Origin of the sequence: Paraburkholderia sp. MM5482-R2, assembly GCF_050436125.1 — a bacterium.
Lineage (GTDB): Bacteria > Pseudomonadota > Gammaproteobacteria > Burkholderiales > Burkholderiaceae > Paraburkholderia > Paraburkholderia tuberum.
Genome location: NZ_JBNDLP010000002.1, coordinates 2,528,192 through 2,553,013 on the forward strand (window position 1 = coordinate 2,528,192; position 24,822 = coordinate 2,553,013).

Annotated in this window: 22 protein-coding genes; 12 read left to right on the forward strand and 10 right to left on the reverse strand. The window is 65.9% G+C overall.

Annotated elements, in window-relative coordinates; translation table 11 throughout:
- Positions 1 to 38 precede the first annotated feature (38 nt).
- Genes OKW37_RS14525 through OKW37_RS14535 form a run of 3 tightly spaced genes read left to right on the forward strand, consistent with a single transcriptional unit; the run spans position 39 to position 5,621 of the window.
- Positions 39 to 1,451: a TolC family protein gene (locus OKW37_RS14525; protein ID WP_184067697.1), complete on the forward strand. Its 1,413-nt coding sequence runs from the start codon at positions 39 to 41 to the stop codon at positions 1,449 to 1,451.
- Positions 1,441 to 2,565 carry an efflux RND transporter periplasmic adaptor subunit gene (locus OKW37_RS14530; protein ID WP_429509856.1) on the forward strand — a complete coding sequence of 375 codons (1,125 nt, stop codon included), beginning with the start codon at positions 1,441 to 1,443 and terminating at the stop codon, positions 2,563 to 2,565. Before OKW37_RS14525 ends, OKW37_RS14530 begins: the two co-directional genes overlap by 11 nt.
- A complete protein-coding gene (locus OKW37_RS14535) occupies positions 2,562 to 5,621 on the forward strand; it encodes an efflux RND transporter permease subunit (RefSeq protein WP_429408399.1) in 3,060 nt (1,019 codons plus the stop codon). The genes OKW37_RS14530 and OKW37_RS14535 overlap by 4 nt, the downstream gene beginning before the upstream one ends.
- Before the next feature lie 38 nt (positions 5,622 to 5,659).
- Here OKW37_RS14535 and hpnK read toward each other — a convergent pair whose 3' ends face one another.
- The 3 genes from hpnK to OKW37_RS14550 are packed head-to-tail and all read right to left on the reverse strand — an operon-like array spanning position 5,660 to position 8,125.
- Complete coding sequence (hpnK, locus tag OKW37_RS14540) at positions 5,660 to 6,490, reverse strand: hopanoid biosynthesis-associated protein HpnK (RefSeq protein WP_429405702.1); 831 nt, start codon at positions 6,488 to 6,490, stop codon at positions 5,660 to 5,662.
- Positions 6,490 to 7,755 (reverse strand): bacteriohopanetetrol glucosamine biosynthesis glycosyltransferase HpnI, encoded by a 1,266-nt coding sequence (gene hpnI / locus OKW37_RS14545; RefSeq protein WP_429405700.1) that lies wholly within the window; start codon positions 7,753 to 7,755, stop codon positions 6,490 to 6,492. Before hpnI (OKW37_RS14545) ends, hpnK begins: the two co-directional genes overlap by 1 nt.
- Before the next feature lie 19 nt (positions 7,756 to 7,774).
- The gene (locus OKW37_RS14550) at positions 7,775 to 8,125 is read right to left on the reverse strand and encodes a hypothetical protein (protein ID WP_184043340.1); all 351 of its coding nucleotides are present in this window, start codon (positions 8,123 to 8,125) and stop codon (positions 7,775 to 7,777) included.
- A 378-nt stretch (positions 8,126 to 8,503) separates the two neighbouring features.
- On the opposite strand from OKW37_RS14550, the gene OKW37_RS14555 reads away from it, so the two are divergent.
- Both OKW37_RS14555 and OKW37_RS14560 read left to right on the forward strand, forming a co-directional pair.
- Positions 8,504 to 9,163, forward strand: coding sequence for a response regulator (locus OKW37_RS14555; RefSeq protein ID WP_090805227.1), 660 nt, complete (start codon positions 8,504 to 8,506; stop codon positions 9,161 to 9,163).
- Positions 9,160 to 10,563: an ATP-binding protein gene (locus tag OKW37_RS14560; protein ID WP_429405698.1), complete on the forward strand. Its 1,404-nt coding sequence runs from the start codon at positions 9,160 to 9,162 to the stop codon at positions 10,561 to 10,563. Before OKW37_RS14555 ends, OKW37_RS14560 begins: the two co-directional genes overlap by 4 nt.
- A 17-nt stretch (positions 10,564 to 10,580) precedes the next feature.
- Here the strand turns inward: OKW37_RS14560 and OKW37_RS14565 are convergent, their stop codons facing one another.
- The 5 genes from OKW37_RS14565 to OKW37_RS14585 form a co-directional block, all read right to left on the reverse strand.
- Positions 10,581 to 11,642 (reverse strand): lysylphosphatidylglycerol synthase domain-containing protein, encoded by a 1,062-nt coding sequence (locus OKW37_RS14565; protein WP_184067713.1) that lies wholly within the window; start codon positions 11,640 to 11,642, stop codon positions 10,581 to 10,583.
- A 145-nt stretch (positions 11,643 to 11,787) separates the two neighbouring features.
- A complete protein-coding gene (gene hpnI, locus OKW37_RS14570; RefSeq protein WP_429405696.1) occupies positions 11,788 to 12,948 on the reverse strand; it encodes a bacteriohopanetetrol glucosamine biosynthesis glycosyltransferase HpnI in 1,161 nt (386 codons plus the stop codon).
- Positions 12,945 to 14,366, reverse strand: a complete 1,422-nt coding sequence (hpnJ, locus tag OKW37_RS14575; protein WP_184043334.1) for a hopanoid biosynthesis associated radical SAM protein HpnJ — start codon at positions 14,364 to 14,366, stop codon at positions 12,945 to 12,947. The genes hpnI (OKW37_RS14570) and hpnJ overlap by 4 nt, the downstream gene beginning before the upstream one ends.
- Positions 14,367 to 14,747: 381 nt before the next feature.
- On the reverse strand, positions 14,748 to 15,158 hold the full coding sequence (locus OKW37_RS14580; protein WP_429405693.1) for a hypothetical protein: 411 nt from the start codon (positions 15,156 to 15,158) through the stop codon (positions 14,748 to 14,750).
- A 36-nt stretch (positions 15,159 to 15,194) separates the two neighbouring features.
- Positions 15,195 to 15,398, reverse strand: coding sequence for a cold-shock protein (locus OKW37_RS14585; RefSeq protein WP_007181784.1), 204 nt, complete (start codon positions 15,396 to 15,398; stop codon positions 15,195 to 15,197).
- Positions 15,399 to 15,690: 292 nt separating this feature from the next.
- Between OKW37_RS14585 and OKW37_RS14590 the strand changes: the two genes are divergently transcribed.
- Together OKW37_RS14590 and OKW37_RS14595 are read left to right on the forward strand one after the other, a co-directional pair.
- Positions 15,691 to 17,136 (forward strand): NAD-dependent succinate-semialdehyde dehydrogenase, encoded by a 1,446-nt coding sequence (locus OKW37_RS14590; RefSeq protein WP_090805237.1) that lies wholly within the window; start codon positions 15,691 to 15,693, stop codon positions 17,134 to 17,136.
- Between the two features lie 133 nt (positions 17,137 to 17,269).
- A complete protein-coding gene (locus OKW37_RS14595) occupies positions 17,270 to 17,890 on the forward strand; it encodes a GNAT family N-acetyltransferase (protein WP_429405691.1) in 621 nt (206 codons plus the stop codon).
- A gap of 31 nt (positions 17,891 to 17,921) precedes the next feature.
- Here the strand turns inward: OKW37_RS14595 and kdgT are convergent, their stop codons facing one another.
- The gene (kdgT, locus tag OKW37_RS14600) at positions 17,922 to 18,944 is read right to left on the reverse strand and encodes a 2-keto-3-deoxygluconate transporter (RefSeq protein ID WP_429405689.1); all 1,023 of its coding nucleotides are present in this window, start codon (positions 18,942 to 18,944) and stop codon (positions 17,922 to 17,924) included.
- A gap of 288 nt (positions 18,945 to 19,232) precedes the next feature.
- Here kdgT and kduI point away from each other — a divergent pair, with 288 nt between their 5' ends.
- The 5 genes from kduI (at position 19,233) to OKW37_RS14625 (ending at position 23,291) form a co-directional block, all read left to right on the forward strand.
- Complete coding sequence (gene kduI / locus OKW37_RS14605; protein WP_429405686.1) at positions 19,233 to 20,069, forward strand: 5-dehydro-4-deoxy-D-glucuronate isomerase; 837 nt, start codon at positions 19,233 to 19,235, stop codon at positions 20,067 to 20,069.
- A 6-nt stretch (positions 20,070 to 20,075) separates the two neighbouring features.
- The gene (gene kduD, locus OKW37_RS14610; RefSeq protein ID WP_184067733.1) at positions 20,076 to 20,846 is read left to right on the forward strand and encodes a 2-dehydro-3-deoxy-D-gluconate 5-dehydrogenase KduD; all 771 of its coding nucleotides are present in this window, start codon (positions 20,076 to 20,078) and stop codon (positions 20,844 to 20,846) included.
- Positions 20,847 to 20,946: 100 nt separating this feature from the next.
- Entirely contained in the window at positions 20,947 to 21,885 is a 939-nt protein-coding gene (kdgR, locus tag OKW37_RS14615) for a DNA-binding transcriptional regulator KdgR (protein WP_429408397.1), read from the forward strand.
- Positions 21,886 to 22,580: 695 nt separating this feature from the next.
- A complete protein-coding gene (locus OKW37_RS14620) occupies positions 22,581 to 22,967 on the forward strand; it encodes a hypothetical protein (RefSeq protein WP_184067739.1) in 387 nt (128 codons plus the stop codon).
- A gap of 75 nt (positions 22,968 to 23,042) precedes the next feature.
- A complete protein-coding gene (locus OKW37_RS14625; RefSeq protein ID WP_184067742.1) occupies positions 23,043 to 23,291 on the forward strand; it encodes a hypothetical protein in 249 nt (82 codons plus the stop codon).
- Positions 23,292 to 23,336: 45 nt separating this feature from the next.
- Here the strand turns inward: OKW37_RS14625 and OKW37_RS14630 are convergent, their stop codons facing one another.
- The gene (locus OKW37_RS14630) at positions 23,337 to 24,719 is read right to left on the reverse strand and encodes an MFS transporter (protein ID WP_429405683.1); all 1,383 of its coding nucleotides are present in this window, start codon (positions 24,717 to 24,719) and stop codon (positions 23,337 to 23,339) included.
- Positions 24,720 to 24,822 lie beyond the last annotated feature (103 nt).

Consider the following 24,822-nt stretch of genomic DNA (forward strand, 5'->3'; position numbering starts at 1 on the left):
GTCGCTCGCCCCTTCCGATGATTCGCAGGAGCCGGATTTTGCCCGATTTCCATCCCGTGGCGGCGCTGCGTCGGCGCGCACTGATGCCGTTGTGCGTGCTGCTGATGAGCGGCTGTGCGACCTATCACCGCGAGCCGCTCGCGCCGCAGGACACCTCGACGTCCGCGCGATCGCTCGAACGGATCCGCATCGATCCCGCCAGCATGCCGCTGCCCGGACTGGCCGCGCATCGTTTCGATCCCGCCGACGGGCTCGACATCGATGAAGTCGCGATGCTCGCGGTCGCCAACAACCCCGGTCTGAAACTGGCCCGCGACGATCTCGGCATTGCCGGCGCGCAGGCATATTCGGCGGGTCTGCTGCCCGACCCGCAACTGAGCGTGTCGAGCGATTATCCGGGCGCGGCCGGCACCACGCGCGCGTTCAATTATGGCCTCAGCATCGACGTGATGGCGATCGTGCTGCGCAGCGCGAATAAACAGTCCGCCGACGCGACGCTCGCGAAGACCGATCTCGGCCTGCTGTGGCAGGAATGGCAGGTCGTCGCGCAAGCGCGGCAGCTGTTCGTGAAGCGCTGCTTCCAGCAGCGCACGCTGCCGCTGTTGCAACAGCAGCGCGAGCTCGCGCGCACGCGCTACGAGCGCATGGCCGCGGCGCGCGCCGCTGGCAATCTGACCGACGATACGCTCACCGCCGCGCTGCTCGCCTACGGCGACGCACGCAAGCAATACACCGATGCCGAGCGCGCGGCCGCGCAAACCCATCACGATCTGAATGCGTTGCTGGGCCTCGCGCCCGACGTGCAATTGCAATTGCGATCGGGCAGCGACGATGTCGTCGCGCCGCTCCCCGACGCCACACTCGACTCAGCGCTCGCCGAGCTCGCCCGCCGCCGCCCCGACCTGATCGCGCTGCAGGCAGGCTACGAAGCGCAGGAGCAGAAATATCGCGCGGCGATTCTGAGCCAGTTCCCGAGTCTGTCGGTCGGCTTCGTGCGGGCGCGCGACACGTCGAACATCTACACGAGCGGCTTTCAGGTCAACCTGAGTCTGCCGATCTTCAACCGCAACCAGGGCAATGTCGCGATCGAAAAAGCGACCCGCCAGCGGCTTCGCGACGAGTACCAGACCCGCCTGAACCAGGCGTATGCGGACGTCGCCCGGCTACGCGAAGACAGCGCGATTCTCGCGCGCCAATTGCAGCAGACCGAAGCCGCGCTGCCCGGCGTCGAGCGCGCCGCGCGCGAAGCCGCGGCGGCCTACGCCGAACACAACCTCGTGCTCGGCGCATACACCGATGCGCAAAGCGCCGCGCTCGCGAAACGCATCGACGTCGCGACGCTGCGCGAAGCGCTCGACGAACAACGCGTCGGCTTGCAGGCGCTGCTCGGCAGCGCGATTCCCGATGCTTTCTCTTCCGCTCAGACTTTCATCGACACTCATGCGAAATAGCCTCTTCTCGTCGCGGCATCCGTGGCCGCGCGTTGCGGCCGTCGCCGCGCCGCTCGTTTGCGCGATCCTGCTGTATGCATCGGTCCATCCGGTTCGTGCGGACGACAACGCCGCCAGCGAAGCTCAACCGTCGGTCGCGGTACAGACCGTGCGCGTGCAGCGCGCCGCAATCGCGCAGCCGGTGCGCGGCTTCGGGATCGTCGCGGCCACCGCGTCGAACCTGACGACGATCAACCTGCCCTACCTGTCGCGTATCGTGCAGATGCGCGTGCAGGCGGGCGAGACCGTCAAACGCGGCACACCGCTCTTCGTCGTGCAGGCCGATCCTGCCGCGGTGCTTGCCGCCACCCAGGCGAGAAGCGCGCTGACGCTCGCGCAAGGCGAATTCGTGCGTACCCGGTCGCTGTACGACAAGGGGCTCGCGACGCAATCGCAGCTCGCCAGCGCGAGCAAGGCCGTCGACGATGCGCGCGAAGCGCTCGCCGCGCAGAATCAGACCGGCATCACGAGCGGCAACAAGGTCGTAACCGCGCCGTTCGACGGCGTGGTGCTGCAGCTATCGGCGGCACAAGGCGACCAGGTGCAAGCGGGCGCGGCGATTCTGCAACTCGCGAGTGGCGCGAGCCGCGACGCGCGCGCAAACGTGACGCTCGGCGTCGAGCCCACCGACGCCGCCTCGATCCATCCCGGCGACATCGTCACGCTGCACGGCCTGTCCACGGCACTCGCACAGACGTCGATCGAAGGCCGCGTGGTGCTCGTCGGAGCCGCGATCGATCCGCAATCGCAACTGGTCAACATCGGCGTGACGGTACCGCTCGCGCAGACGCCGTTCATCCCCGGCACGCGCGTTTCTGGCGACATCGCGACGCGGACCGGCACGCACTGGATCGTGCCGCGCGCGGCCGTGCTGCAGGATGGCCAACACGCGTACGTGTTCCAGATCACGCCGCAAAACAAGGCGCGCCGCGTCGCGGTGAGCATCGCGGTCGAAAACGGCGAGCGCTACGGCGTCGACGGGCCGCTCGACCCCATGCTCGGCGTCGTGAGCAGCGGCAACTACGAGCTGAAAGACGGCATGGCGGTACGCGCCGGCGGGGATGGCGCGCGATGAACTTCGGTCAATGGATGCAGACGCATCGCCGCTCGCTGCTGTTCGTCATCGCCTTGCTCGCGATAGCCGGCGCGCTGAGCGCATTCCGTCTGCCGATCTCGCTGTTTCCGAACGTCGCGTTTCCGCGCGCGGTCGTGTCGCTCGACGCGGGCGACCGCCCCGCCGAGCAGATGACGACGCTCGTCACGATGCCGGTCGAGGAAGCGCTGCGCCGTGTGCCAAACGTGCGCGACGTCGAATCGAGGACGAGCCGCGGCGCCGCGGAGATCTCGCTGAACTTCGACTGGGGCACCGACATGGCGCAGGCGACCTTGCAGGCGCAATCGGCGATCAGCGAAATTCTCGCGACGCTGCCGCCCGGCACGACGATGCATGTGCGGCGCATGGACCCGACCGTGTTTCCGGTGCTCGCGTACAGCCTCACGTCGACGCGGCAGTCGCTATCGGCGCTGCACGATCTCGCGCAGTTCCAGATGCGGCCGCTGCTGTCGTCGGTGGAAGGCGTCGCGCGCGTCGAGGTGACCGGCGGCGCGCAGGACGAGTTCGAAGTCGCGGTCGATCCCGCCCGCCTCGCCGCGTACAAGCTGTCGCTCGCCGATGTATCGAAGGCGATCGGCGCGAGCAACGTGCTGATGGCGAACGGCCGCATCGAGGATCACGACAAGCTGTACCTCGTCGTCACGAACTCGACGATCACGCAGCTCGACGAATTGCGCAACGTCGTCGTGTCCGCCAACGGCAATGCGAACGGCGCGCAGATCCGTCTTGGCGACGTCGCGGCGGTGAGCCGGGGCGTGGTGCCGCAATGGATGCGCGTCACCGCCGATGGTCAGGATGCGGTGCTACTGAACGTGTACCAGCAGCCCGGCGCCAACAGTGTCGCGATGGCGCGCGCGATCCGCGCGAAGATCGCGGCATTCGAGCCGCAGATGCCCGCGGGCGTGCATCTGTCGAACTGGTACGACCAGAGCGAACTCGTGATCGCGTCTGCCACCAGCGTGCGCGACGCGATCATGATCGGCATCGTGCTCGCGGCGTTGACGCTGTTCTTCTTCCTGCGCAACTGGAAGATCACCGCGATCGCGGTCGCGCTGGTGCCGGTCGTGATGGCCGCGACGATCCTGCTGCTCGACGTGTTCGGCATGGGCTTCAACATCATGACGCTGGGCGGTATGGCGGCCGCGGTCGGCCTCGTCATCGACGACGCGATCGTGATGATCGAGCACATCGTGCGGCGCATGCGCGAAGCCGGCGCGCGCGCGTTCCACGGCCGCGTGATGGCCGCGGCGCTCGAATTCACGCGGCCGCTCGCGGGTTCGTCGGCGGCGACGCTGATCATCTTCGTGCCGCTCGCGTTTCTGTCGGGCGTGACGGGGGCCTTTTTCAAGTCGCTGTCGCTGACGATGGCGAGCGCGCTGTTCATTTCGTTCCTCGTCACATGGCTCGCGGTGCCGATCCTGTGCGACCACTGGCTGAAGCCCAAAGACGCCGAGGAGCACCAGGAAACACGTTTCGCCGCGTGGCTGAACCGGCGCTATGCGGTGACGGTCGGGCGCGTGATCGCGAGGCCGCCGCTCGTGCTGCTCGGCGTCGTGCCGTTGATCGTCATCGCGGCGTTCGCGTTCACGCGGGTCGGCAGCGGCTTCATGCCGAGCATGGACGAAGGCGGCTTCGTGCTCGACTATCACACGCAGCCGGGCACCTCGATCACCGAAACGGACCGGCTGATGAAGCAGATCGAGCAGATCGTGCGCGCGAACCCGAACGTCGCGACCTATTCGCGCCGCACCGGCGCGGGCCTCGGCGGCGATCTGAACGAGCCGAACAAGGGCGACTTCTTCGTGCGGCTGAAGTCCGGCAAACGCGAGCCGATCGACGCCGTGATGGAAGAAATCCGCTCGCAGATCGACATGCAGGTGCCGGGCGTCAGCATCGAGCTCGCGCAGCTGATGGAAGACCTGATCGGCGATCTGACCGCGGTGCCGCAGCCGGTGCAGATCAAGATCTTCTCCGACGACCCGCGCACGCTCGACACGACCGCGCGCAAGGTCGCCGCGCGCATCGGCCGGATTCAGGGCATCGTCGACGTGAACGACGGCATCAATCCCGCCGGCGACGCGATCGAGCTGCACATCCTGCCCGCCGCTGCCGCGGCCGAAGGCATGGACCCGCAAGCGATCGCGCAGGCCGTCACCGACATGCTCGAAGGCAATGTCGCAACGCAGTTCCAGAGCGGCCCGAAAACGGTCGGTGTGCGCGTGCGCGTGAACGGCGCGCGCCAGATGACTGATACGCAACTGGGTCAGCTACAGATACGCGCGCCGGACGGACATCTGTTCGCGCTGAAGCGCGTCGCCGATCGCGTGAGCGTCACCGGTCAGCCCGAGATCAGCCGCTCGAATCTGAAGCGGATGGTCGCGGTCACCGCGCGCATCGACGGGCGCGATCTCGGCTCGACGATCGCCGACGTGCAGAAGGCGCTCGGCGATGCGAACCTGCTGCCCTCGGGCGTCTATTACGAGCTCGGCGGTCTGTACCAGCAACAGCAGATCGCCTTCAAGGGTCTGTTGACCGTGTTCGGCGCCGCGATCGCACTCGTGTTCGGCCTCCTGCTGTTCCTGTACGAGCGCCTGCGCGTCGCGCTCGCGGTGCTGGCGATGCCGCTGCTCGCGGCCGGCGCGGTGTTCATCGGCCTGTGGATCACCGGCATCGAGTTGAACATCTCCGCGATGATGGGCATGACGATGATCATCGGCATCGTCACGGAAGTCGCGATCTTCTATGTGTCGGAATTGCAGGCGCTGGTGCGCGACGACGAGATGCCCTTCGACGACGCGTTGCAGGCCGCCGGCCGCAACCGTCTGCGGCCGATCGCGATGACGACGATCGCCGCGATCCTCGCGCTGTTGCCGCTCGCGTTCGCGCTGGGGCAAGGCTCGGCGATGCAGCAACCGCTCGCGATCGCGATCATTTCGGGACTGATCGTGCAGTTGCCGCTCGTGCTGTTGCTGCTGCCGGCGTTGCTGAAGCTGTTGATGAAAAAGCAGCCGGTGTGAGCGTGGCCAAAGTTTTCCGCGTTTCGCGAAGCATGGCGCTACGCAAGCACATCCGCGAACCCGCCGAGCCGCCCCCCAAGCGCGCGGATCGCGGCGGCCACCCGTGGCGACAGCAGCGCCTGCAACTCGTCGGCATGCCGGTAGTCGTGCATGCCGTCGCTCAGCGCGTCGCCGGCCAGCGCCGGATGACAGTAGATTTCGCCGACACCCTGCGGCAGATTCGCGAGCGCGGCGAGCCAGCTCGCCTCATCCATGCGCCCGCTCGCCGCGATGCCGACCACGTAGTCGTTGTGCGCGATCCCCGCGCGCTCGAGCCGCGTCTTCACGTGCGCGATCCACGGCCGCAGCCACAGCGGCGCGTTCGCTTCGAACGGCAAACGCATCGCCTTCATGCCGTAGTCGCGGCCGATGTCGAGGATCAGGCCGAGCACGGTCGGATGCAGATGAAAATGCTTGTGTGTGTTCACGTGGTCGAGCGTAAGGCCGATCGCGGCGAAGGCTTCGAATTGCGCGCGAATTTCGTGCGCGAGCTGCCGGCGCACGTGCGGCAGAAAAAAGAAGCGCACACCGTCACGCACCATGTTGCTGCCGAAGCGGCCATTCTCGTCGAGCAGCGCGGCGACCTGCTCGCGCGGCGCCAGCGCGGCGCCGTCGGCCAGCACCAGATGCAGGCCCACGCGCAGTTCCGGCAGCATACGCGCGCGCGCGACCGCGTCTTTGGCGGCCGGCGCGCCGACCATCAGACTCGCGGCGCGCAGCACACCGTTGCGATGCGCACGCTCGACCGCGATATTGACGCGCTGATGCAGACCGAAATCGTCGGCGGTGGTGATCAGTCCGCGCGGCTGGGTGGGTTTTGCGCTGTCCATCACGTGAGGCTGTCCAGCCGGCCGCTGCGCTCGGCCGACGGCGTGCCGAGCTGCATGCGCTCGCCGCGCCACACGACGTGCGAACCGAACGCGCTGACGAGCCACTGGAGCGCGAGCAGCGTATCGCGCAACGGCACCAGCGGCAGATCGCGCCAGAACGTGCGCGCGCGGCGTGCCGCGCGCAGGTGCAGCAGCAGGCGCGCGCCAACGCAGACCGCGGTGGCCGACGCGCTCGCGACCACCGCCGCGAAAGGCGCGTGAGCACACGTCGCGAGCGACACGGTCTGCCCCGCGCTCGTCAACAGCCACGGCGTGGGGAACGTGATCAGCAGCGACACGAAGCCCGGCGGATTGACCGAGCGGATCGTGCGCAGCCAGCGCGTTTCGCGCTGCCACAGCGCCGCGAAGGTCGGCTCGATCACGTCGGTCGCGACCATCACGCGCGACAGCACCGTTTGCAGACCGAGCGCGCGCACGTGCTCGGCGAGCCAGTAGTCGTCGGCGAGGCAGTTTTTCAGCGCTTCGAAGCCGCCGATGCGCTCCAACGTCGCGCGCCGCAACGCGAGCGTCGCGCCGAAGCCGAAGCGGCGCGAGCCCATTGCATGGGCGACCCGCACCGAGGGCGCGAACCACTCGTTGATGAACAGCGCACCGACACGCGGCCAGAAGCCGCCGACGCCGCGCGCGACGTACAGGCACGTGACCACGCCGACGTTCGGGTCCGCGAGCGGCGCGGCGACGCTGTCGAGATAGTCCGGGTCGACCGCGATGTCGCTGTCGGCGATCACGATCACGTCGTGGCGCGCGCGTGCCGCCATGTTGATCAGGTTGCTGACTTTCAGATTGCTGCCGTGTACGCGTGTGTCGATTGCAAGCTCGATGTCGCACTTCGGATAGGCGGCCTGCAATCGGCGCACCACCGCGATGGCGGGATCTTGCGGGGACGACACACCCAACACCAGCTGAAAATGCTGATGTCGCTGCTCGCAGAAGGTTCGCAGATTTTCGTAGAGACGCGGCTCGGCGCCGCACAGCGGCTTCAGCACGCTGACACCGACCTGCGCGAACCGCCCGGTTGGGCAATCGAGCGAATCCGTCAGCGAACGGCTGAGCGCGCGATTGACGGCCCTGCCCCCATGATGGTTCGATTTATGTCGGGCGGTGAAAAACGGCATGGCGAGCGCGGCGGCTGCCGTGTAGATCGAAGCGCTAACGCAGGCGGCTAACAGAAGCCATTGACATGCAATCAACGCGTGCGCCGCCATTGTGTGCCGTCCGTGTCCGTCAGTGCTCGGCCAGCACGAAAGGTTGCCCCGTTAGTCGCAGATGAAGCACGACGAGCCACCGGCGCGGACAATTCGCTGCGATCACGGCGGGCCATGCGCCGCGAGCAGCGCGAGTCGCGCAGTCGCGCCGCACCGCGACTTCGAAGGCGACCTCGGCAAATTCGCGCGCGATCACCACGCCGCCGATGATCAGCGCGAGCGCGAACAGCCTGAACGATGCCGAAGCGAAAAAAGCGTCAGAGACGGGCAATACCGGCAACGCCATGCACAGCAGCGCTTCGGTGCCCGCGGCCGTCAGAGACGCCACTAGCAGATGGGCTCGTAGCATGTCGATGGTGACTCGCTTCATAACGTGCCTCGTGCGCGGCCTTGCGGCCTGACCGGATGCTGGCAATGGCGGGACTCGTCGAGATCGTCCATTGACGCCATCGACCAGCATAAAGAATGCCTCGCGCGTCGCTCCATCGAAGTCCTTACGATCAGGTTGCGATGGTCTGACGACAACGTGGTCTCGCACATGCATTACGATCTGCGACGACCATTTATAGCGCGTCGATGGTATCGATTCAAGCTGAAGGAAACCTTAACCACGCGCATGGCATGAAGCGGCTAACGAACGGCGTGGTTACACTTCGGAACGCGGCAGATGGTTCGTCGATGTGCATCAATGCCGCTTGCTTCAAAATGCTCGACGTTATGCAAAGCCCCACAATGGAATATTTGCCTCATGCGCTTACTCCTCGTAGAAGACGACGAACTCATCGGCTGCGGTGTCGAGGCAGGCCTTCGTCAGGCCGGCTTCACAGTCGACTGGGCACGCGACGGCCACAAGGCCGGCCTCGCGCTCGACACGACTCAATATGCCTTGGTAGTACTCGACCTTGGCCTGCCGCGCGTGAGCGGCACGGAGCTGCTCAAACGCGTGCGCGACGCCGGCAATGACGTGCCGGTGCTGGTGTTGACCGCAAAAGGCACGGTCGTCGATCGCGTCGGCGGACTCGAAGCGGGCGCCGACGACTATCTCGGCAAGCCGTTCGATCTCACCGAGCTGGTGGCGCGGTGCCGCGCGCTGTTGCGTCGCGCACAAGGTCGCAGTATCGATCTGATTCGTTACCAGAATCTGACAGTGAATCCGGCCGCCCAAACGGTGCAGATCGACGAGGCGCGCGTGCCGCTCACGTCGCGCGAATGGGCGATCCTGCTGCAACTGCTGACCAATCTCGGCATTCCTCAGTCGCGCTCGCGGCTCGAAGAAAGCCTGTACGGCTGGCAGGAAGAAATCGAAAGCAATGCGATCGAGGTGCACGTGTCGAACCTGCGCAAGAAGCTCGGCGCAAGCCTGATCAAGACCGTGCGCAACATCGGCTATGTGATGGAGAAAGAATGATCGGTCCGTCGATTCGGCGGCGCCTCGTGCTGCTCGTGCTCGCGAGCATCGCGATCGTATGGGGCGGCGCGCTCGTGTCGAGCTACCGGCAAGCCATCCACGAAGTCGCCGAGTGGGAACGAGCGCGTCTCGCCGAACTCGCGCAGATGCTCGCGCTGCTCGATTCGACGAATCTGATGACGCTCGCCAATGCGCGCATCGACGTGCGCGAAGAAGAGAGAGGCGGTGAGCCCGGCGCGAGCGATCTCGACGACGACGACACGCTGCCGCGCGACGCCCTCTTCCAGGTGCGCGCGGCCAACGGCGCCATTCTGGCGGGCAGCCCGCAACTGCATGCGCTCGCCGCGTGGGATTTGCCGTTGCCGCCCGCGAGCGGCGCGCAGGACGTCACGTTGGGCGGCCAGCTCTATCACTCGTTCACGTTGCGCGAAACGGCGCTCGGTCACAGCGTGCGCGTGTTCGAACTGGCCAACACCCGCAGCGACCTGGTGAGCGGTGTCGCGAGCCGCATCGCGCGGCCCACGCTGATCGCGCTGCCAGTGCTCGCGGTGCTCGTGTGGCTCAGCATCGGCTGGAGTCTCGCGCCGCTGAAGGTGTTGTCGGCCGCGATCCGTTCGCGCGACATCAACCGCATGGACCCGGTCGGCATCGGCCGCACGCCGCTCGAGGTGCGCCCGCTCGTCGACGCGATCAACCAGATGCTCGCGCGTCTGCACCATGCGCGCGAGCTAGAGCGCGCCTTCACCGCCGATGCCGCGCACGAACTGAAGACGCCGCTCGCCGCGATCAAGGTACAGGCGCAGGTCGCGCTCGCCGAGCCCGACATCGCGCTGCAGCGGCTCGCGATGGAGCGCGTCGTGCAAGGCGTCGATCGCAGCGCGCGGCTCGCCGAGCAACTGCTGCTGCTCGCGCGGCTCGACGTGCAGGAGAAGCTGCCCACCGAGCCGCTGAGGCCGGCGGCGATCGCGAAAGATACGCTGCTCGCGAACAGGCGCAATGCGCAACAGAAGCACATCAATGTGATGCTGGTCGGCGACATGCTCGCCGAGATCGACGCGGAGCCCGTGCTGATCGGCATCCTGCTCGACAATCTGCTCGATAACGCGATCAAGTACGGACGCTCGGGCGGCACTGTCGAAGTGGCGGTGCGCCATGCCGACGAGCAGGTGCAGCTGATCGTGCGCGACGACGGCCCCGGCGTCGCGCCGGACGATCTCGCGCGGCTCACGAACCGCTTTTTCCGCGCGACCGGCAATCAGGCGACCGGCAGCGGGCTCGGTTTGTCGATCGTTGCGCGGATCGCCGAGCATTTCGGCGCGAGTCTGCAGCTAGGCGCCGGGATCGGGGACCAGGGGCTTGCGGTGCGGGTGTCGTTTCCGGCCTATCGCGCGACGCGCTGAAGGCGCGCACCAATCGCTCAGCGCCGCTCGCCGCCCCGGTTCGCGTCAGCGACGCCCGAACGCTGCTTGGCCAGTTCGGCGCGCACGCCGTGCGGTGCGGCATGCGGCCGCGCGCTGCCGGACGCCTCGAACAGCTGCCACGCGATCAGGCCCGGCACGAATATCAGCAGATCGCGAATTCGCCGCGCGGCCGCGAGCGCGAGACAGGTGGCGGGGTCGAGCCCCAGTGCGCCGCCAATCAGTATGAAAGCGCCCTCCTGCACGCCGAGACCGCCCGGCACGAAGAACGCGGCGCTGCTGACCGCCTGGATCAGCGATTCGATCACGATCGCCTCGACGAGCGTCACGCGCGCGCCGAGGAAATACAGCGCGAGCCAGATTTCGAGCGAGGTGAGCACGCATTGCAGCGGCTGCCAGAAGAACAGATAGCGCAGCACGACCGCGCGGCGGCGCCAGATCACCTTGATCGACTGATCGATCTGCGCGGACTGGCCGACCAGCGCGGTTAGCTTGCCGCTCGTCACGCGGTTCGCCACGCGCGTGATGCGCTCGAACGGATTGGCATGCTGGACGAGCCCGAACAGCAACAGCACCGGCGTCAACGCGACCACGCCCCACGCGAGCTGCCCGGCGAGCCGCAGCGCGCCCGATTGCGCATTGGCGAACAGAAAACCAATCCCGACCATCGTGAACATCAGCTGGCTGATCACGGTCAGTTGCATGTCGACGATGGTGCTGGCCACCGCTGTCGACGGCCTGACGCCCCAGCGCTTGAACATACGGAACGACACGAGTTCGCCGCCGATCCGCGCGACCGGCAGCATGCAGTTGACCGATTCGCGCACCCACACCAGATGCAGCATCCTGCCGAAGCTGGGGCGGTTCGCGCCGCGAATCAGCGAGCGCCAGTCGCACGCGTTGGCGATCATTGGCAGCACATGCGCGAGCGCGGCCACCACGAGGCCCGCGCCAGCCGCGCGCAACGCGCTGAGCACCGCGCGCGGATCTTCGCGCCAGACGAGCCACAAAGAGATCAGCAAACCCGCGAGCGCAGCCGCGCGGCCCAGATGCTTCATCATGCGGGCACCTCGCACACGACCTCGGTATACGTGATGCGCCGCACGCCGCGTGTCGCCGGGGCGCTGCCGTGCGTCTCCAGGGCGCTCCCATTTCGCCCGTTCGAAGCTTCTTCGTTCATTGCCAGCCCAATCTGCCGTTCGTTCGTCATTCGTCCTGCGCCGCCGACAGCAGCCCATCGCCGTCGACCTTGAAGCTGAAGCCCCGCCAGATCACCCGCGACGAGCGGAAGCTCGCGACGAAAATCGCAAACGATACGATATCCCATAACGGCAGAAGCCACAGATCGCGGCAGCGTTGACGCAACGCCCGATCCGCGCGCCACTTCAACGCGAGACGCGCCACCACCGTCACTGCCGCAAGCAGCCACGCCCACGGCGCGCCGCCCGAGCACGCGAGCGCGAGCAGCGCGAACGGCAACGGATGCACGAGCGCCGTGCCGAAGTGTCCGAGCGGATCGATGCGGCGAATCGTGCGGCTCCAGCGCAGTTCGTGCGTCACGAGTTGTGCGGCGCTCGCTTCGACACACGCATGCGCGATTGCGAACGGCGGAATCGTGACCTGCTCGCCCGCCGCGCGCACCGCCGCGCCGATCTCGTAGTCCTCGGCCAGATGCTGCACGAACGGCTTGAAGCCGCCGATCCGCTCGTAGGTGTCGCGCCGCATCGCGATGGTCTGGCCGAAGCACGGCCGCGCGAGCCCGAGCGCGAGTCCGGTGACGACGCCCGGCAGGAACTGGTAGTTGGTTGCGATCGCCGACAGCCGCGGCCAGAAACCCGGATCGGGCTGGCCGCGATATGCGCAGGTGACGAGCCCGACGCCCGGCTGCTGCAATTCGCCGATCACGTTGCGCAGATAGTCCGGGCCGACGCACACGTCGCTGTCGGCGAACACGAGCACGTCGTGGCGCGCCTGCGGCACCATGTTGAGGATATTGCTGATCTTGCGGTTCGGGCCGTACAGACGCGCATCGGCGACGACCGTGACGTCCGCCTCAGGATGAAGACGCCGCAGTTCGTTGACGGTTTGCAGCGCGGGGTCGGCGCAGTCATGCACGCCGAACAGGAATTGCACGGGCCCGGGATAATTTTGCGCGCAGAAGCTCGACAGATTGTCGAGCAACGCCCACTCGTTGCCATGCAACGGTTTGATCACCGTAATGGGTGGAAAGCTGGAGGGTTCGGCTACATCCCTCGCGAAGAAGCGCCCGATCAGCGCGCTCGCGAGCACGGTGTAGCCGATGCCGACAACGGTCGCCGCCGCGCACGCGTACGCGAGCGTGACGGCGGCGAGGTGTGCGGCGCTCACGCCTCGTGCGCGCGCAGGAAGCGGAAAAATTCGACGCCTTCGCGCAGGCGCCGTTTCATCATGTCCCAGCTCGTCAGCATTTCGCGCAGGATCTCCCAGATCTTCGACGGCCGGAAATAAAAGCGTTTATAGAAGTTTTCGAGCTGATGGTACATCTCGTCTCGCGACAGATGCGGGTAGCCGATCGCCGCCAGCTGCACGCCTTCCTTGCTGACGAGATTGATCACCTTGTTCTCCGCGAGCCAGCCGTTCTCGACCGCCTGGTTATAGAGCGTAGTGCCCGGGTACGGTGCGGCGAGCGACACCTGGATCGTCAGCGGATTGATCTCTTTCGCGTACTCGATGGTCTTCTGGATCGTTTCCGGCGTCTCGCCCGGCAAGCCGAGAATGAAGGTGCCGTGCACCTTGATGCCCAGCGTGCGGCAGTCCTGGGCGAAGCGCCGCGCGATGTCGGTACGCAAGCCCTTCTTGACGTTCAGCAGGATCTGGTCGTCGCCGGATTCGTAGCCGACCAGCAGCAGGCGCAAGCCGTTTTCCCTCATGATCTTCAGCGTCGAGTAAGGCACGTTCGCCTTCGCGTTGCACGACCATGTGACGCCCAGCTTGCCCATGCCTCGCGCGATTTCTTCGGCGCGCGGCTTGAAGTCGGTGAACGTGTCGTCGTCGAACATGATCTCCTTGACTTCGGGCATGTTGTCGCGAATCCACTTGACTTCCTCGAGCACGTTCTCGACCGAACGCACCCGATAGCGATGGCCGCCGACCGTTTGCGGCCACAGGCAGAACGTGCACTTCGAGCGGCAGCCGCGGCCGGTGTAGAGCGACACGTACGGATGCTTCAGGTAGCCGTTGAAGTAATTCTTGATGGTCAGATCGCGCTTGTAGATCGGCGCGACGAACGGCAGCTCGTCCATGTTCTCGAGGATCGGGCGCGCTTCGTTGTGCTCGATCGAGCCGTCGGGGGTGCGATAGCTCAAGCCCAGGATCTGCGCGAACGGCTTGCCTTCGGCGATTTCCTTGCAGGTGAAATCGAATTCCTCGCGACACACGAAGTCGATGGCCTCGGTCGCGGTCAGCGAATTGTGCGGATCGACCGCGACCTTCGCCCCGACCATGCCGATCAGCAGCGACGGCTTGCGCTTCCTGAGGTCCTGGGCGAACAACGCGTCGGTCGGGAAGGATGGCGTGCTGGTGTGGATCACCACCAGCTCGTATTGCGAGGCGATGTCGAGGGCGGCGTCGACGGACAGGCCGTCTGCCGTGGCGTCGAGCACGCGGCTGTCGGGAACCAGTGCCGCGGGTTGGGCGAGCCACGTCGGATACCAGAACGAGCGAACTTCACGCTTGGCCTGATAGCGCGAACCCGCGCCACCATCGAAGCCGTCGTACGACGGCGCCTGCAAGAACAGAGTTTTCATGGATGCTCCAGCAAGCCTTTATAGGCGCTTTCGGTTTTCAGTCGGGAATCTATTCTGTTCCATTGCCCGAATGCAGGTCGAGAAAGCCTGTGCTCGACCTGCACGTAGCGGTGGCCGCGGTCCGGAAAGGCCACGGGCAGTGGCGCAAATAGTACGGAGCAAAGCTGAAGGAAACCTGAAGAATAATACTGCGTTCAGACCGCGCGCGGCATGCTCCGATGGGGCGATTTGTGTAATCGACGCGCTCGTGCAATCGTGTCGCATCGATGTCGTATCGGCGTGGTAAATGGATAGGTTCTCGCGTGGCGTGCGGGCGAGCCCCGCCGGCGCCGCCGATTCACGCCACCTTCCCGGGCGCGAACGCTCGGCCCGACGCGTCGCTCATCGCGCGAGATGCCTCGCCCATTCGAGCCAGCCGAGATTGAGGGCCGCGTTTACCACTACGCCGAGCGCCGACGCGAGCGCGGCGATCATGGTCCAGAAGGCCGAGCGCCGCGCCGCGCGCGCCGACGTGTGGGCGGCGGCCGCAGCGTCGCGCGACGCGCTCGCCGCCGCCTGCGCGATATGCGACGACGCCTCCATGCGCGCGAGCGACCTCAGCGCGAAACCGCGCTCGTCGTCGCGCGTGGCGGCGGCCGCCTCATGCGCCGCGTCGTCGCGCTGCGTCTGCTCGAACAGATAGCGATGACAGAACGGCGTCAGCGCTTCGTCGGGATAGCGCGCGGCGAAGGTTTTCGCATAGGCGGCGCCGCCATTGCGCTCGATCTCCGCGTAGGCGGCGTCCTTATCCATGGTTGCCTCGCATGCGGATGAGCCGCCCGGCGGACGTCACACGGGCTTGATGTCGGCAGCCTGTTTGCCTTTCGGCCCCTGCTTGATTTCGAAGCTGACTTTCTGGTTTTCCTGCAACGACTTGAAACCTTCGGATCGAATCTCCGAAAAATGGGCGAACAGATCTTCGCCGCCGTCATCGGGAGTGATGAAGCCGAAGCCCTTTGCGTCGTTGAACCATTTCACTGTTCCGGTTGGCATGGCGATGTCCTCGTGATGCGCTGTAGTAGCGGTTGAATGGATGAAGCGCTGCGTCCTGCAAGCGTTTCGTGCGGCGCTGACGCGGCGCCCCGGCACGACCCGCAAAATCGCTCCGGTGCCAAGCCTCAGCAAGCCGCATGCCGCGACCGGGCGCCTGCGGGCCGCGCCGGTGCGATTGCCCGCAATCAGATAAGATAAATGGTATCCGCAATTCATTCATGGCCGCGCAGGAATGTCGCCTCGTGCCGCACGTCCGCGCGGCCAGTTGTCTTCCCACTCACAGGAACCCAGCATGGCCATCTCGAGCTATACCGATACCCGTCTTCTAATCAACGGCGAATGGTGCGACGCCGCCAGCGGCAAGACCCTCGACGTGATCAACCCCGCGACCGGCCAGGCCATCGGCAAGGTCGCGCATGCCGGCATCGCCGATCTGGACCGCGCGCTCGAAGCCGCGCAGCGCGGCTTCGAAGCCTGGCGCAAGGTGCCGGCCAACGAGCGCGCAACCGTCATGCGCCGTGCCGCCGCCCTCGTGCGTGAGCGCGCCGCGGACATCGGCCGCCTGATGACGCAGGAACAGGGCAAGCCGTTTGCCGAGGCGCGCGGCGAAGTGCTGGCGGCCGCGGACATCATCGAATGGTTCGCGGACGAAGGCCGCCGCGTGTATGGCCGCATCGTGCCGTCGCGCAACCTTGCCGCGCAGTCGCAGGTGCTGAAGGAGCCGATCGGCCCGGTCGCGGCGTTCACGCCGTGGAACTTCCCGGTCAACCAGGTCGTGCGCAAGCTGTCGGCGGCGCTCGCCTGCGGCTGCTCGTTCCTCGTCAAGGCGCCGGAAGAAACCCCGGCGTCGCCGGCGGCGCTGCTGCAAGCCTTCGTCGAGGCCGGCGTGCCGGCCGGCACGGTCGGCCTCGTGTTCGGCGATCCGGCTGAAATCTCGAGCTACCTGATCCCGCATCCGGTGATCCGCAAGGTTACGTTCACGGGCTCGACGCCGGTCGGCAAGCAGCTCGCGGCGCTGGCCGGCTCGCACATGAAGCGCGCGACGATGGAGCTCGGCGGCCACGCGCCGGTGATCGTCGCGCAAGACGCCGACGTCGCGCTCGCCGTCAAGGCGGCCGGCGCCGCGAAGTTCCGCAACGCGGGCCAGGTCTGCATCTCGCCGACGCGTTTTCTCGTGCACAACAGCATCCGCGAAGAGTTCGCCGCGGCGCTCGTCAAGCACGCTGAAAGCCTGAAGCTCGGCGACGGTCTCGCCGAAGGCACGACGCTCGGGCCGCTCGCCAACGCGCGCCGTCTGACGGCGATGGCCAAGGTCGTGGACGACGCCCGCAAGACCGGCGCGAAGGTCGCGACGGGCGGCGAGCGCGTCGGTACCGAAGGCAACTTCTTCGCGGCCACCGTGCTGACCGACGTGCCGCTCGACGCCGACGTGTTCAACAACGAGCCGTTCGGCCCGGTCGCCGCGATTCGCGGCTTCGACAAGCTCGAAGAAGCGATCGCCGAAGCGAACCGCCTGCCGTTCGGCCTCGCCGGCTACGCGTACACGAAGTCGTTCGCCAACGTGCATCTGCTGTCGCAGCGCATGGAAGTCGGCATGCTGTGGATCAACCAGCCTGCCACGCCGACGCCGGAAATGCCGTTCGGCGGCGTCAAGGATTCCGGCTACGGCTCGGAAGGCGGCCCGGAGGCGATGGAAGCCTACCTCGTGACCAAGGCGGTCACGGTGATGTCGGTTTAACCACGGGTTTAATCACGCCAATCACGCGCTTCGGGAACGGCGCCGCGGTTTTGCCGCTCGCATCGTTCCCGAGCGTGGCTCAACCGATCTGCCAGGTCCACGAGTCTTCCGCTCGCGGACCTTTTTTATTGCCATGAACGATATTTCCGCCGAATCGATGCAGCCCACGCTGAGCGGCTCGTTCGTCGAGCTGCGGCCGCTGCGCGAGGAGCACGCGCAGGCCCTCGTCGACGCCGCCGCCGACGGGCAACTGTGGGACATGAAGCTGACCGTCGTGCCGGGCCCGGCGACGATCGACGCCTATATCGCCACCGCGCTCGCTGGCCGTGCGGCCGGCAAGGTGATGCCGTTCGTGATCGTGCGGCGCGACGAGGATGACGAGAATGACCGTGCTGGCCGGATCGTCGGCAGTACGCGGTTCTGGAAGATCGATCGCGCGAACCGCAAGCTCGAAATCGGCCATACGTGGCTCGCCGCCTCGGCGCAGCGCTCGGTCGTGAACACCGAGGCGAAGTATCTGCTGCTGTGCCACGCTTTCGACGTGATGCGCTGCATGCGCGTGCAGTTCACGACCGACGAGCTCAACGACAAATCGCGCGCGGCGATCCTGCGCATCGGCGCGCAACAGGAAGGCATCGTGCGGCACGAGCGGATCATGCCCGATGGGCGCAAGCGCAACTCGGTGCGCTTTAGCATCATCGACGACGAATGGCCGGCGGTGAAAGCGATGCTCGAAGCGAAGCTGGCGCGCTGAGCGGCGCGCCGGCTTCCTGCTACCGACTCATTCAAACGGGCGCATCGCGCTGCTCGTTGAGCGGCGCCGCCTGCGTCGCGGTGCCGAACTCCTCGCGCAGCGCGTCGCGCGCATGATGCCGGCGCACCCACAGCGCCGTGAGGATCGGCACCAGAATCGCGGTCACGAGGCAAGCGGTGGCGACCATCGCGGTCGCGGCCGGCACCAGCGGTTTGAAGCTCGGAATCATGTCGGCGATGATCGCCGGATTCGCGACTGCGGCCCCTGCCGTCGACGACGCCGCCAGCCCCGCCGCGCCATTGCCGCCGGCAATCCAGCGATCGGCGAGAATCAGCGGCACGCCAGTCACGACGATCACGCCGAGCCCCAGCACGATGCCCGGCAGGCCGCTCGTGACGATCACGTTCAGATCGATGCCGTTGCCGAGCGCAAAGCCGAAAAACGGAATCAGCGGATGCACGCAGCGGCCGAACAGCTCGCGCAGCTCGCTATCGAAGTTGCCGAGCGCAAACCCGATCAGGAACGGCAGCACCGCGCCGACGAACAGGCGCGGCTCGAAGAACGCGACCCCCGTCGCACCCAGAATGATCATGCTGATCAGCGGCCCCGATTCGACCGACATCAGCACGAACGCGCCCGCCTCTTCCCTCGTGCCGTACTGTTGCATCACGGCCGCGTACAGCCCGCCGTTGGTCATGTCCATCGAGGTGGTGATCGCGAGCATCGACAGTCCCGCGAAGAGCCCGGTCTTGATGCCATCGATCGGAATGAAGCGCGCCGCGATCAGCGTGACGATCCACGCGACCAGCATCTTGGTGACGAGCAGCGTGCCCGACTTGCGCAGCACGGTGCCGGTCGCGCGCAGGTCGATCGTCGCGCCCATGCAGAAGAACCATACCGCGAGGATCGGCACCGTGCCGGTAATCAGGCCGTTGGTGAACGAGCCGAAGTATTTGCCCGCGCCCGGCGCGAACGTATGCACACAGGCGCCGAGCAGCAGCGGCACCAGCATCAGACCGCCAGGAATGCGGTCGATGGCCTTCTTGATCTTCATGCCTCCTCCATGGACGGTGACGTCCCGTTGACGGGCCAATGACCCGCGTTGGTGTCCCGCTCTACGCCGGGCTCTCCCTGTCCGGCGCAATATAGCATCATGAAAGGAACGCCGTTCCGTTTTATTTCTTAAACCTGACTATCGTTTACCCGGTCGTTCGCGCTATGCGTTGCCAGCCGCGATCACCGTCACAATATTTTCGGACCGGTGTTCCGAAATTGCGATTCTGCGTTACAGTCTCGGGCACATGGCGGCGCCGCGCCCCGCATACCGACAGGAGAACGATCAATGGACGTGAGACAGGCCATCAACAGCGAATACGCGAAGACGCTCGACACCACCGGGCTGCGTCGCGAGTTTCTGGTGGAGCAGATCTTCGAGCGCGATGCGTTGAAGCTCACGTATAGCCATATCGACCGGATCATCGTCGGTGGCGTGTGGCCGGTCGAGCGCGCGGTCGAAGTGCCGGGCTCGCTCGGCAAGGCGATCGGCGTCGACTATCTGCTCGAGCGGCGTGAACTCGGCGCGATCAACATCGGCGGCGACGGCTGGGTCGACGTCGACGGCACGCGCTACACGGTGCGCCGCGAAGAGGCGATCTATATCGGCAAGGGCGCGCAAGCGGTCGGGTTCGGCAGCGCCGACGCCACCCGGCCGGCGAAGTTCTATCTGAACTGCGCGCCCGCGCACACCACCTATCCGACCCGCACGATCTCGCTCGACCAGGCCTCGCCCGAAACCCTCGGCGATCCGGCCACGAGCAACCGCCGCACCATCTACAAGTTCATCGTGCCCGACGTGCTGCCGACCTGCCAGCTGTCGATGGGCATGACGAAGCTCGAACCGGGCAGCCTGTGGAACACGATGCCCTGCCACACGCACGAGCGCCGCATGGAAGTGTATTTCTACTTCGACGTCGCCGACGACGCCGCCGTCTTCCACATGATGGGCGAGCCGCACGAAACCCGGCATATCGTCGTGCGCAACGAGCAGGCGGTGATCTCGCCGAGCTGGTCGATCCATTCGGGCGTCGGCACGCGCGCGTACACATTCATCTGGGGCATGGTCGGCGAGAACCAGGTGTTCGGCGACATGGACCATCTCGCGGTCCGCGAGCTGCGCTGAGCGAACATGAGTCCGAACACAGTGAACACTTTCGATCTGACCGGCAAAGTCGCCATCGTGACCGGCAGCAACACCGGCCTCGGCGCCGGCATGGCCGTCGCGCTCGCCGCGGCCGGCTGCGACATCGTCGGCGTCAGTCGCGCGGACGCGGGCGCGACCGCCGCGCGCGTCGAGACGCTCGGGCGCCGCTTCGCCGACGTGCGCGCCGATCTCGCGTCAACCGTTTCGGTCGACGACATCGTGCGCGCCGCGCTCGAAGCGTTCGGCCGCATCGACGTGCTCGTCAACAACGCAGGCATCATCCGTCGCGAAGACGCGCTCGAGTTTGGCGAAGACGACTGGGACGCGGTCATGGACGTGAATCTCAAGAGCCTGTTCTTCCTGTCGCAGGCCGCGGCGCGTCAGTTCGTGCGCCAGCAAAGCGGCGGCAAGATCATCAACGTCGCGTCGATGCTGTCGTTCCAGGGCGGCATCCGCGTCGCGTCGTACACCGCATCGAAAAGCGGCGTGCTCGGTCTGACGCGACTGCTCGCGAACGAATGGGCCGCGCGACGCATCAACGTGAACGCGATCGCGCCCGGCTATATGGCGACCGCGAACACCGCGGCGTTGCGCGACGACGCGCAGCGCAACGAGGAGATACTCGGCCGCATTCCGGCCGGCCGCTGGGGCGTGCCCGACGATCTCGCGGGGCCGGTGGTTTTTCTCGCCTCGTCGGCGTCGGACTACGTGCATGGGCATACACTGGCGGTGGATGGCGGCTGGCTCGCGCGCTAGGGACGGCACAAGCTCGCCACGAGTGCGCGCGACGCGCTATGCTCACGCGCCGCTGAGCATCGGGCTCGATGCGGCAGCGGCGAGTTGGCACAGACAGGGAATGACGGACATGGCGGCAACGGGAACACCCAGGAATACTGCGAGGAATATTGCGAGGAACACTGCGCGCGACAAGACGCTCGATAAGACCCGTGGCAAAGCCCGCAAGGAACCCGCCGGCGCAGCGTCGCTCGATGCGGACAGCGGTGAGCGCGGCGAATCGGCGTCGTCGATCGGGCGCGTGTTCGCGATTCTCGGCGCGATCGGCGACACCGGACAGATCGGCATCAGCGAGCTGTCGCAACGGCTCGGCATGTCGAAGACGACCGTGCATCGTGTGATTCAAACACTGAAGGCGCTCGGCTACGTGAGCCAGGAAGTCGAAACCGAACGCTATCGGCTGACGATCCGTCTGTTCGAGCTCGGCGCGAAAGCGCTCGAAAGCGTCGATCTGGTGCGCGAGGCCGACATCGAGATGCGCCGCATCGGCCAGATGACGCGCGAAGCGGTACACCTGGGCGCGTTCGACGACGACGCGATCATCTACATCCACAAGATCGACGCCGACTACGGACTGCGCATGCAGTCGCGGATCGGCCGACGCAATCCGCTGCATAGCACGGCGATCGGCAAGGTGCTGCTCGCATGGATGGACCCGGCCGACGCGCGTGACGTGCTCTCGCACATCGAATTTCGCAAGTCGACGCAAAAAACCCTGACCTGCGCCGAAGCGGTGTTGAGCATCCTGCCGCGCGTACGCGAGCAGGGCTACGGCGAGGACAACGAGGAGCAGGAAGAAGGCCTGCAATGCATCGCGGTGCCCGTGTTCGACCGCTTCGGCCGTGTGATCGCCGGTCTGTCGATTTCGTTTCCGACAATGCGCTGCGGTGCCGACACGAAGCAGCATTACGTCGCGTTGCTCAAAGAGGCCGGGCTCGCGATTTCGACGCGGCTCGGCTATCGCGAAGCGACCGCCCCGGAGCCCGCGGCCGCGCAGTAGGTTGCGCGCGCGATGCGTTTTTACCTATCCCACCGAAGCTTAAGACAAGCTGATGACGCTACAGGTGTAGCGTCTTTCCATCAGGCTCGCCCGAGCTCACTACCGAACTTCTTACCCAGTCTGCAACCGAATGTATCTGCGCCGCATACATATGCCGAAAATCGATGCGCTTCTTTTTTCAGCAATCGAGGCGCCGAACCTTCGCTTCGAATCCATGCTTCGTCTGCCATTGAATGCGGTTTTTTTCATAGACCCTTCAAGGGTTTGACCGCGCGCTTGACAGTCGCCCGGCATTTCGACCCGTAAGCCACGGCGCCTTCCCTCCTCGCTCATCGCACTCGCATCGACGTTTCGGCGCGAGCTCGGATCGACACGTCCTGTTACACACAAACACACCGGTAATCGCGCCGCTCAGTAGAGTTCGGTTCAAACGAAAGCGGATCAGATGAAACGCTTCGCACGACAGGCACTCGCATCACAGATTTCAGGGAGCAACATCATGAAAAAAATCCTCGCATTGGTCATTCTTGCCGCCACGCTCGGTGGCGCGTTGAGCGGCTGCATCGTCGTCCCTGACGATCATCCGCATCATGACCACTACTACGAACGTTATTGATCGGGCCATCACGCGCAGTAGGTGCGCGTCCGGCTCGCCACTCCATCGCAGACATCCACACAACAAACAGAGAACAATCATGAGTCTTTCACGCAACCGCTGGGTATCGTTGACCGTCGTCGCGGGTCTCGCGATCGGCGCATCGACGGCCGCTTTCGCGCACGTCGATGTCGGCGTGAATATCGGCGTGCCGGGCATCGCGGTCGCGCCCGCCGTGGTCGAGGCTCCGCCGCCCGTCTATGTGCAGCCCGCGCCCGTCTATGCGCCTGCGCCGCCTCCCGCGGTCATAGTCGCTCCGGGCTGGTACGGCGAACGCTACTACGATGGTCATCGCTATTGGGAGCGTCGCGAGTGGGAGCGTCATCACAACGAATGGCGCGATGCACGCGGACCGCACGGCGATTGGCACGACAACGGCTGGCACGGTCATGGTCATGACCATGACGATCGCGGGCATGACCATTGATAGACGGCAGGTGGCGTCCATCGCGCCAACGTGTCGCGCCTGCATTCGCGCCACCCCTTTGAAAGGAGCGACGACGTGCTACGCAATGATCCGAGACGAGTAACCGCGCAGGTCGACGGCGCGCACATTTGCGCCGAATACAGCGAGCTGACCGGCCAGTTGTGCCTGCGCCAGGACGGCACGCTGGTGCGCGAATGGTTTCCACCGCATTCGTGGATGGCGATCGCGTCGGTGGCCGGCGCGCGCCACTGGGGCACGCGGCCAACCGACGACGAATTGCTCGCGCTGCTGCACAACGAAATGGCGTTGCTGCGCGCGCCCTGAGCGGTCGCGCGTTGTTCGAGCGTAGCGGCACGCCCGACGCCGCGCTCATTCGATCGCTATGGCGCCGACGTTTTCATCGACCGATGCGTGATCGAGCGGCTCGCGCCGCATCATCAGTACCACCCCGCCCGCCGCGATCACGGCCGGCACCGCGAGCAGGCTGAACACGGCGCCGAAGTGCCAGCCGAGCCCCATCAACGCCGCACCGACGAGCGCGCCCGCCACGCCGCCGACCCGGCCGATTCCCAGCATCCACGCCACGCCCGTCGCGCGCGCCCGGGTCGGGTAGAAGCTCGCCGCGAGCGCCGACATCGACGTGACCGCGCTGGTCGCGACCGTGCCGGTCAGGAAGATCAGCGTCCCGAGCCAGACCTGATGGCCGACGCCCCGCCCGACCAGCAACACGAGCGCGCCGACGAGGACATAGGTGAACGCGATCACGCGATGCCCGGCGAAGCGATCCATCACCCAGCCGACGCACAGATTGCCGAGGATGCCCCCGAGCGGAAACAGCGACGTCATCAACGCGGCCTTTTCACCGGAGAAGCCGGTGTCATTGAACAGCGTCGGCAGCCAGTTGGTCAGCAGATAGTAAATCAGTAGCCCCATGAAATAGGCGAGCCACAGCATCAGCGTGCCGAAGCGGTAGCGCGCCGACAGGATGATCGTGAGCGCCCATTGCGAACGTGCGTCGCCGGTATTGCGGCACACGTCGACCGCGAAGAAACGGCATCCGTCGAAGCGGTCGTGGGGCGCGATGCGTTGCAGGATTCGCGCGATCCGTTGATCGGCGCGCTTACGCACCGCGAGAAATTGCGCCGATTCCGGCAGAAACAGTATCAGCATCACGCTCAGCACGAGCGGACCGGCGCCGCCGGCGACCAGCACGCTCGGCCAGCCGAAATGCGGAATCAGCCATGCGGATGCGAGACCGCCGATCGCGAGACCGCCTGAAAAGCCGCAGAACATCGCATTGACGGCGACCGCGCGAATCCGCGCGGGTGCGTACTCGGCCATCAGCGTGACCGCGTTGGGCATCGCCGCGCCGAGACCGAGGCCGGTGAAAAAGCGCAGCAAGGTCAGCGATTCGATCGAGCTCGCGCGGGCCGCCGCGAGACTCCACAGCCCGAAGAAGAACACCGACAGCACTAGCACCGTCTTGCGTCCGATGCGGTCCGCGCAGGGGCCGGCCGCGAGCGCGCCGATGCCGAGTCCCACCAGCGCCGCGCTCATCACCGGGCCGAGCGCGCTGCGCGCGATGCCCCATTGCTGCACGAGCGACGGCGCGATGAAGCCGACCGCGGCGGTGTCGAAACCGTCGGCGGCGACGACCAGAAAGCACAGCACCAGAATCGTCCATTGAAACGGCGAGAAGCGCTGTTCGTCGATAAAGGCCTGCACGTCTACACTGCGTTCGGAGCGGCTCATGTGCGTGCTCCTTTCAGCTGGTTCATTGCGATGTCTCCTTGAGATGAAGAGGTGTTTTTCTTATTGTTCGAATTGCCGTTCAACACCCGGTCGCCGCGACGGT

Coding starts and splice junctions, on each gene's coding strand:
- OKW37_RS14530 (WP_429509856.1), top strand. CDS start 1,441: ATGCGAAATAGCCTCTTCTCGTCGCGGCATCCGTGGCCGCGCGTTGCG.
- OKW37_RS14535 (WP_429408399.1), top strand. CDS start 2,562: ATGAACTTCGGTCAATGGATGCAGACGCATCGCCGCTCGCTGCTGTTC.
- hpnK (WP_429405702.1), bottom strand. CDS start 6,490: ATGGACAGCGCAAAACCCACCCAGCCGCGCGGACTGATCACCACCGCC.
- hpnI (WP_429405700.1), bottom strand. CDS start 7,755: ATGGCGGCGCACGCGTTGATTGCATGTCAATGGCTTCTGTTAGCCGCC.
- OKW37_RS14550 (WP_184043340.1), bottom strand. CDS start 8,125: ATGAAGCGAGTCACCATCGACATGCTACGAGCCCATCTGCTAGTGGCG.
- OKW37_RS14555 (WP_090805227.1), top strand. CDS start 8,504: ATGCGCTTACTCCTCGTAGAAGACGACGAACTCATCGGCTGCGGTGTC.
- OKW37_RS14560 (WP_429405698.1), top strand. CDS start 9,160: ATGATCGGTCCGTCGATTCGGCGGCGCCTCGTGCTGCTCGTGCTCGCG.
- OKW37_RS14565 (WP_184067713.1), bottom strand. CDS start 11,642: ATGATGAAGCATCTGGGCCGCGCGGCTGCGCTCGCGGGTTTGCTGATC.
- hpnJ (WP_184043334.1), bottom strand. CDS start 14,366: ATGAAAACTCTGTTCTTGCAGGCGCCGTCGTACGACGGCTTCGATGGT.
- OKW37_RS14580 (WP_429405693.1), bottom strand. CDS start 15,158: ATGGATAAGGACGCCGCCTACGCGGAGATCGAGCGCAATGGCGGCGCC.
- OKW37_RS14585 (WP_007181784.1), bottom strand. CDS start 15,398: ATGCCAACCGGAACAGTGAAATGGTTCAACGACGCAAAGGGCTTCGGC.
- OKW37_RS14590 (WP_090805237.1), top strand. CDS start 15,691: ATGGCCATCTCGAGCTATACCGATACCCGTCTTCTAATCAACGGCGAA.
- OKW37_RS14595 (WP_429405691.1), top strand. CDS start 17,270: ATGAACGATATTTCCGCCGAATCGATGCAGCCCACGCTGAGCGGCTCG.
- kdgT (WP_429405689.1), bottom strand. CDS start 18,944: ATGAAGATCAAGAAGGCCATCGACCGCATTCCTGGCGGTCTGATGCTG.
- kduI (WP_429405686.1), top strand. CDS start 19,233: ATGGACGTGAGACAGGCCATCAACAGCGAATACGCGAAGACGCTCGAC.
- kduD (WP_184067733.1), top strand. CDS start 20,076: ATGAGTCCGAACACAGTGAACACTTTCGATCTGACCGGCAAAGTCGCC.
- kdgR (WP_429408397.1), top strand. CDS start 20,947: ATGACGGACATGGCGGCAACGGGAACACCCAGGAATACTGCGAGGAAT.
- OKW37_RS14620 (WP_184067739.1), top strand. CDS start 22,581: ATGAGTCTTTCACGCAACCGCTGGGTATCGTTGACCGTCGTCGCGGGT.
- OKW37_RS14630 (WP_429405683.1), bottom strand. CDS start 24,719: ATGAGCCGCTCCGAACGCAGTGTAGACGTGCAGGCCTTTATCGACGAA.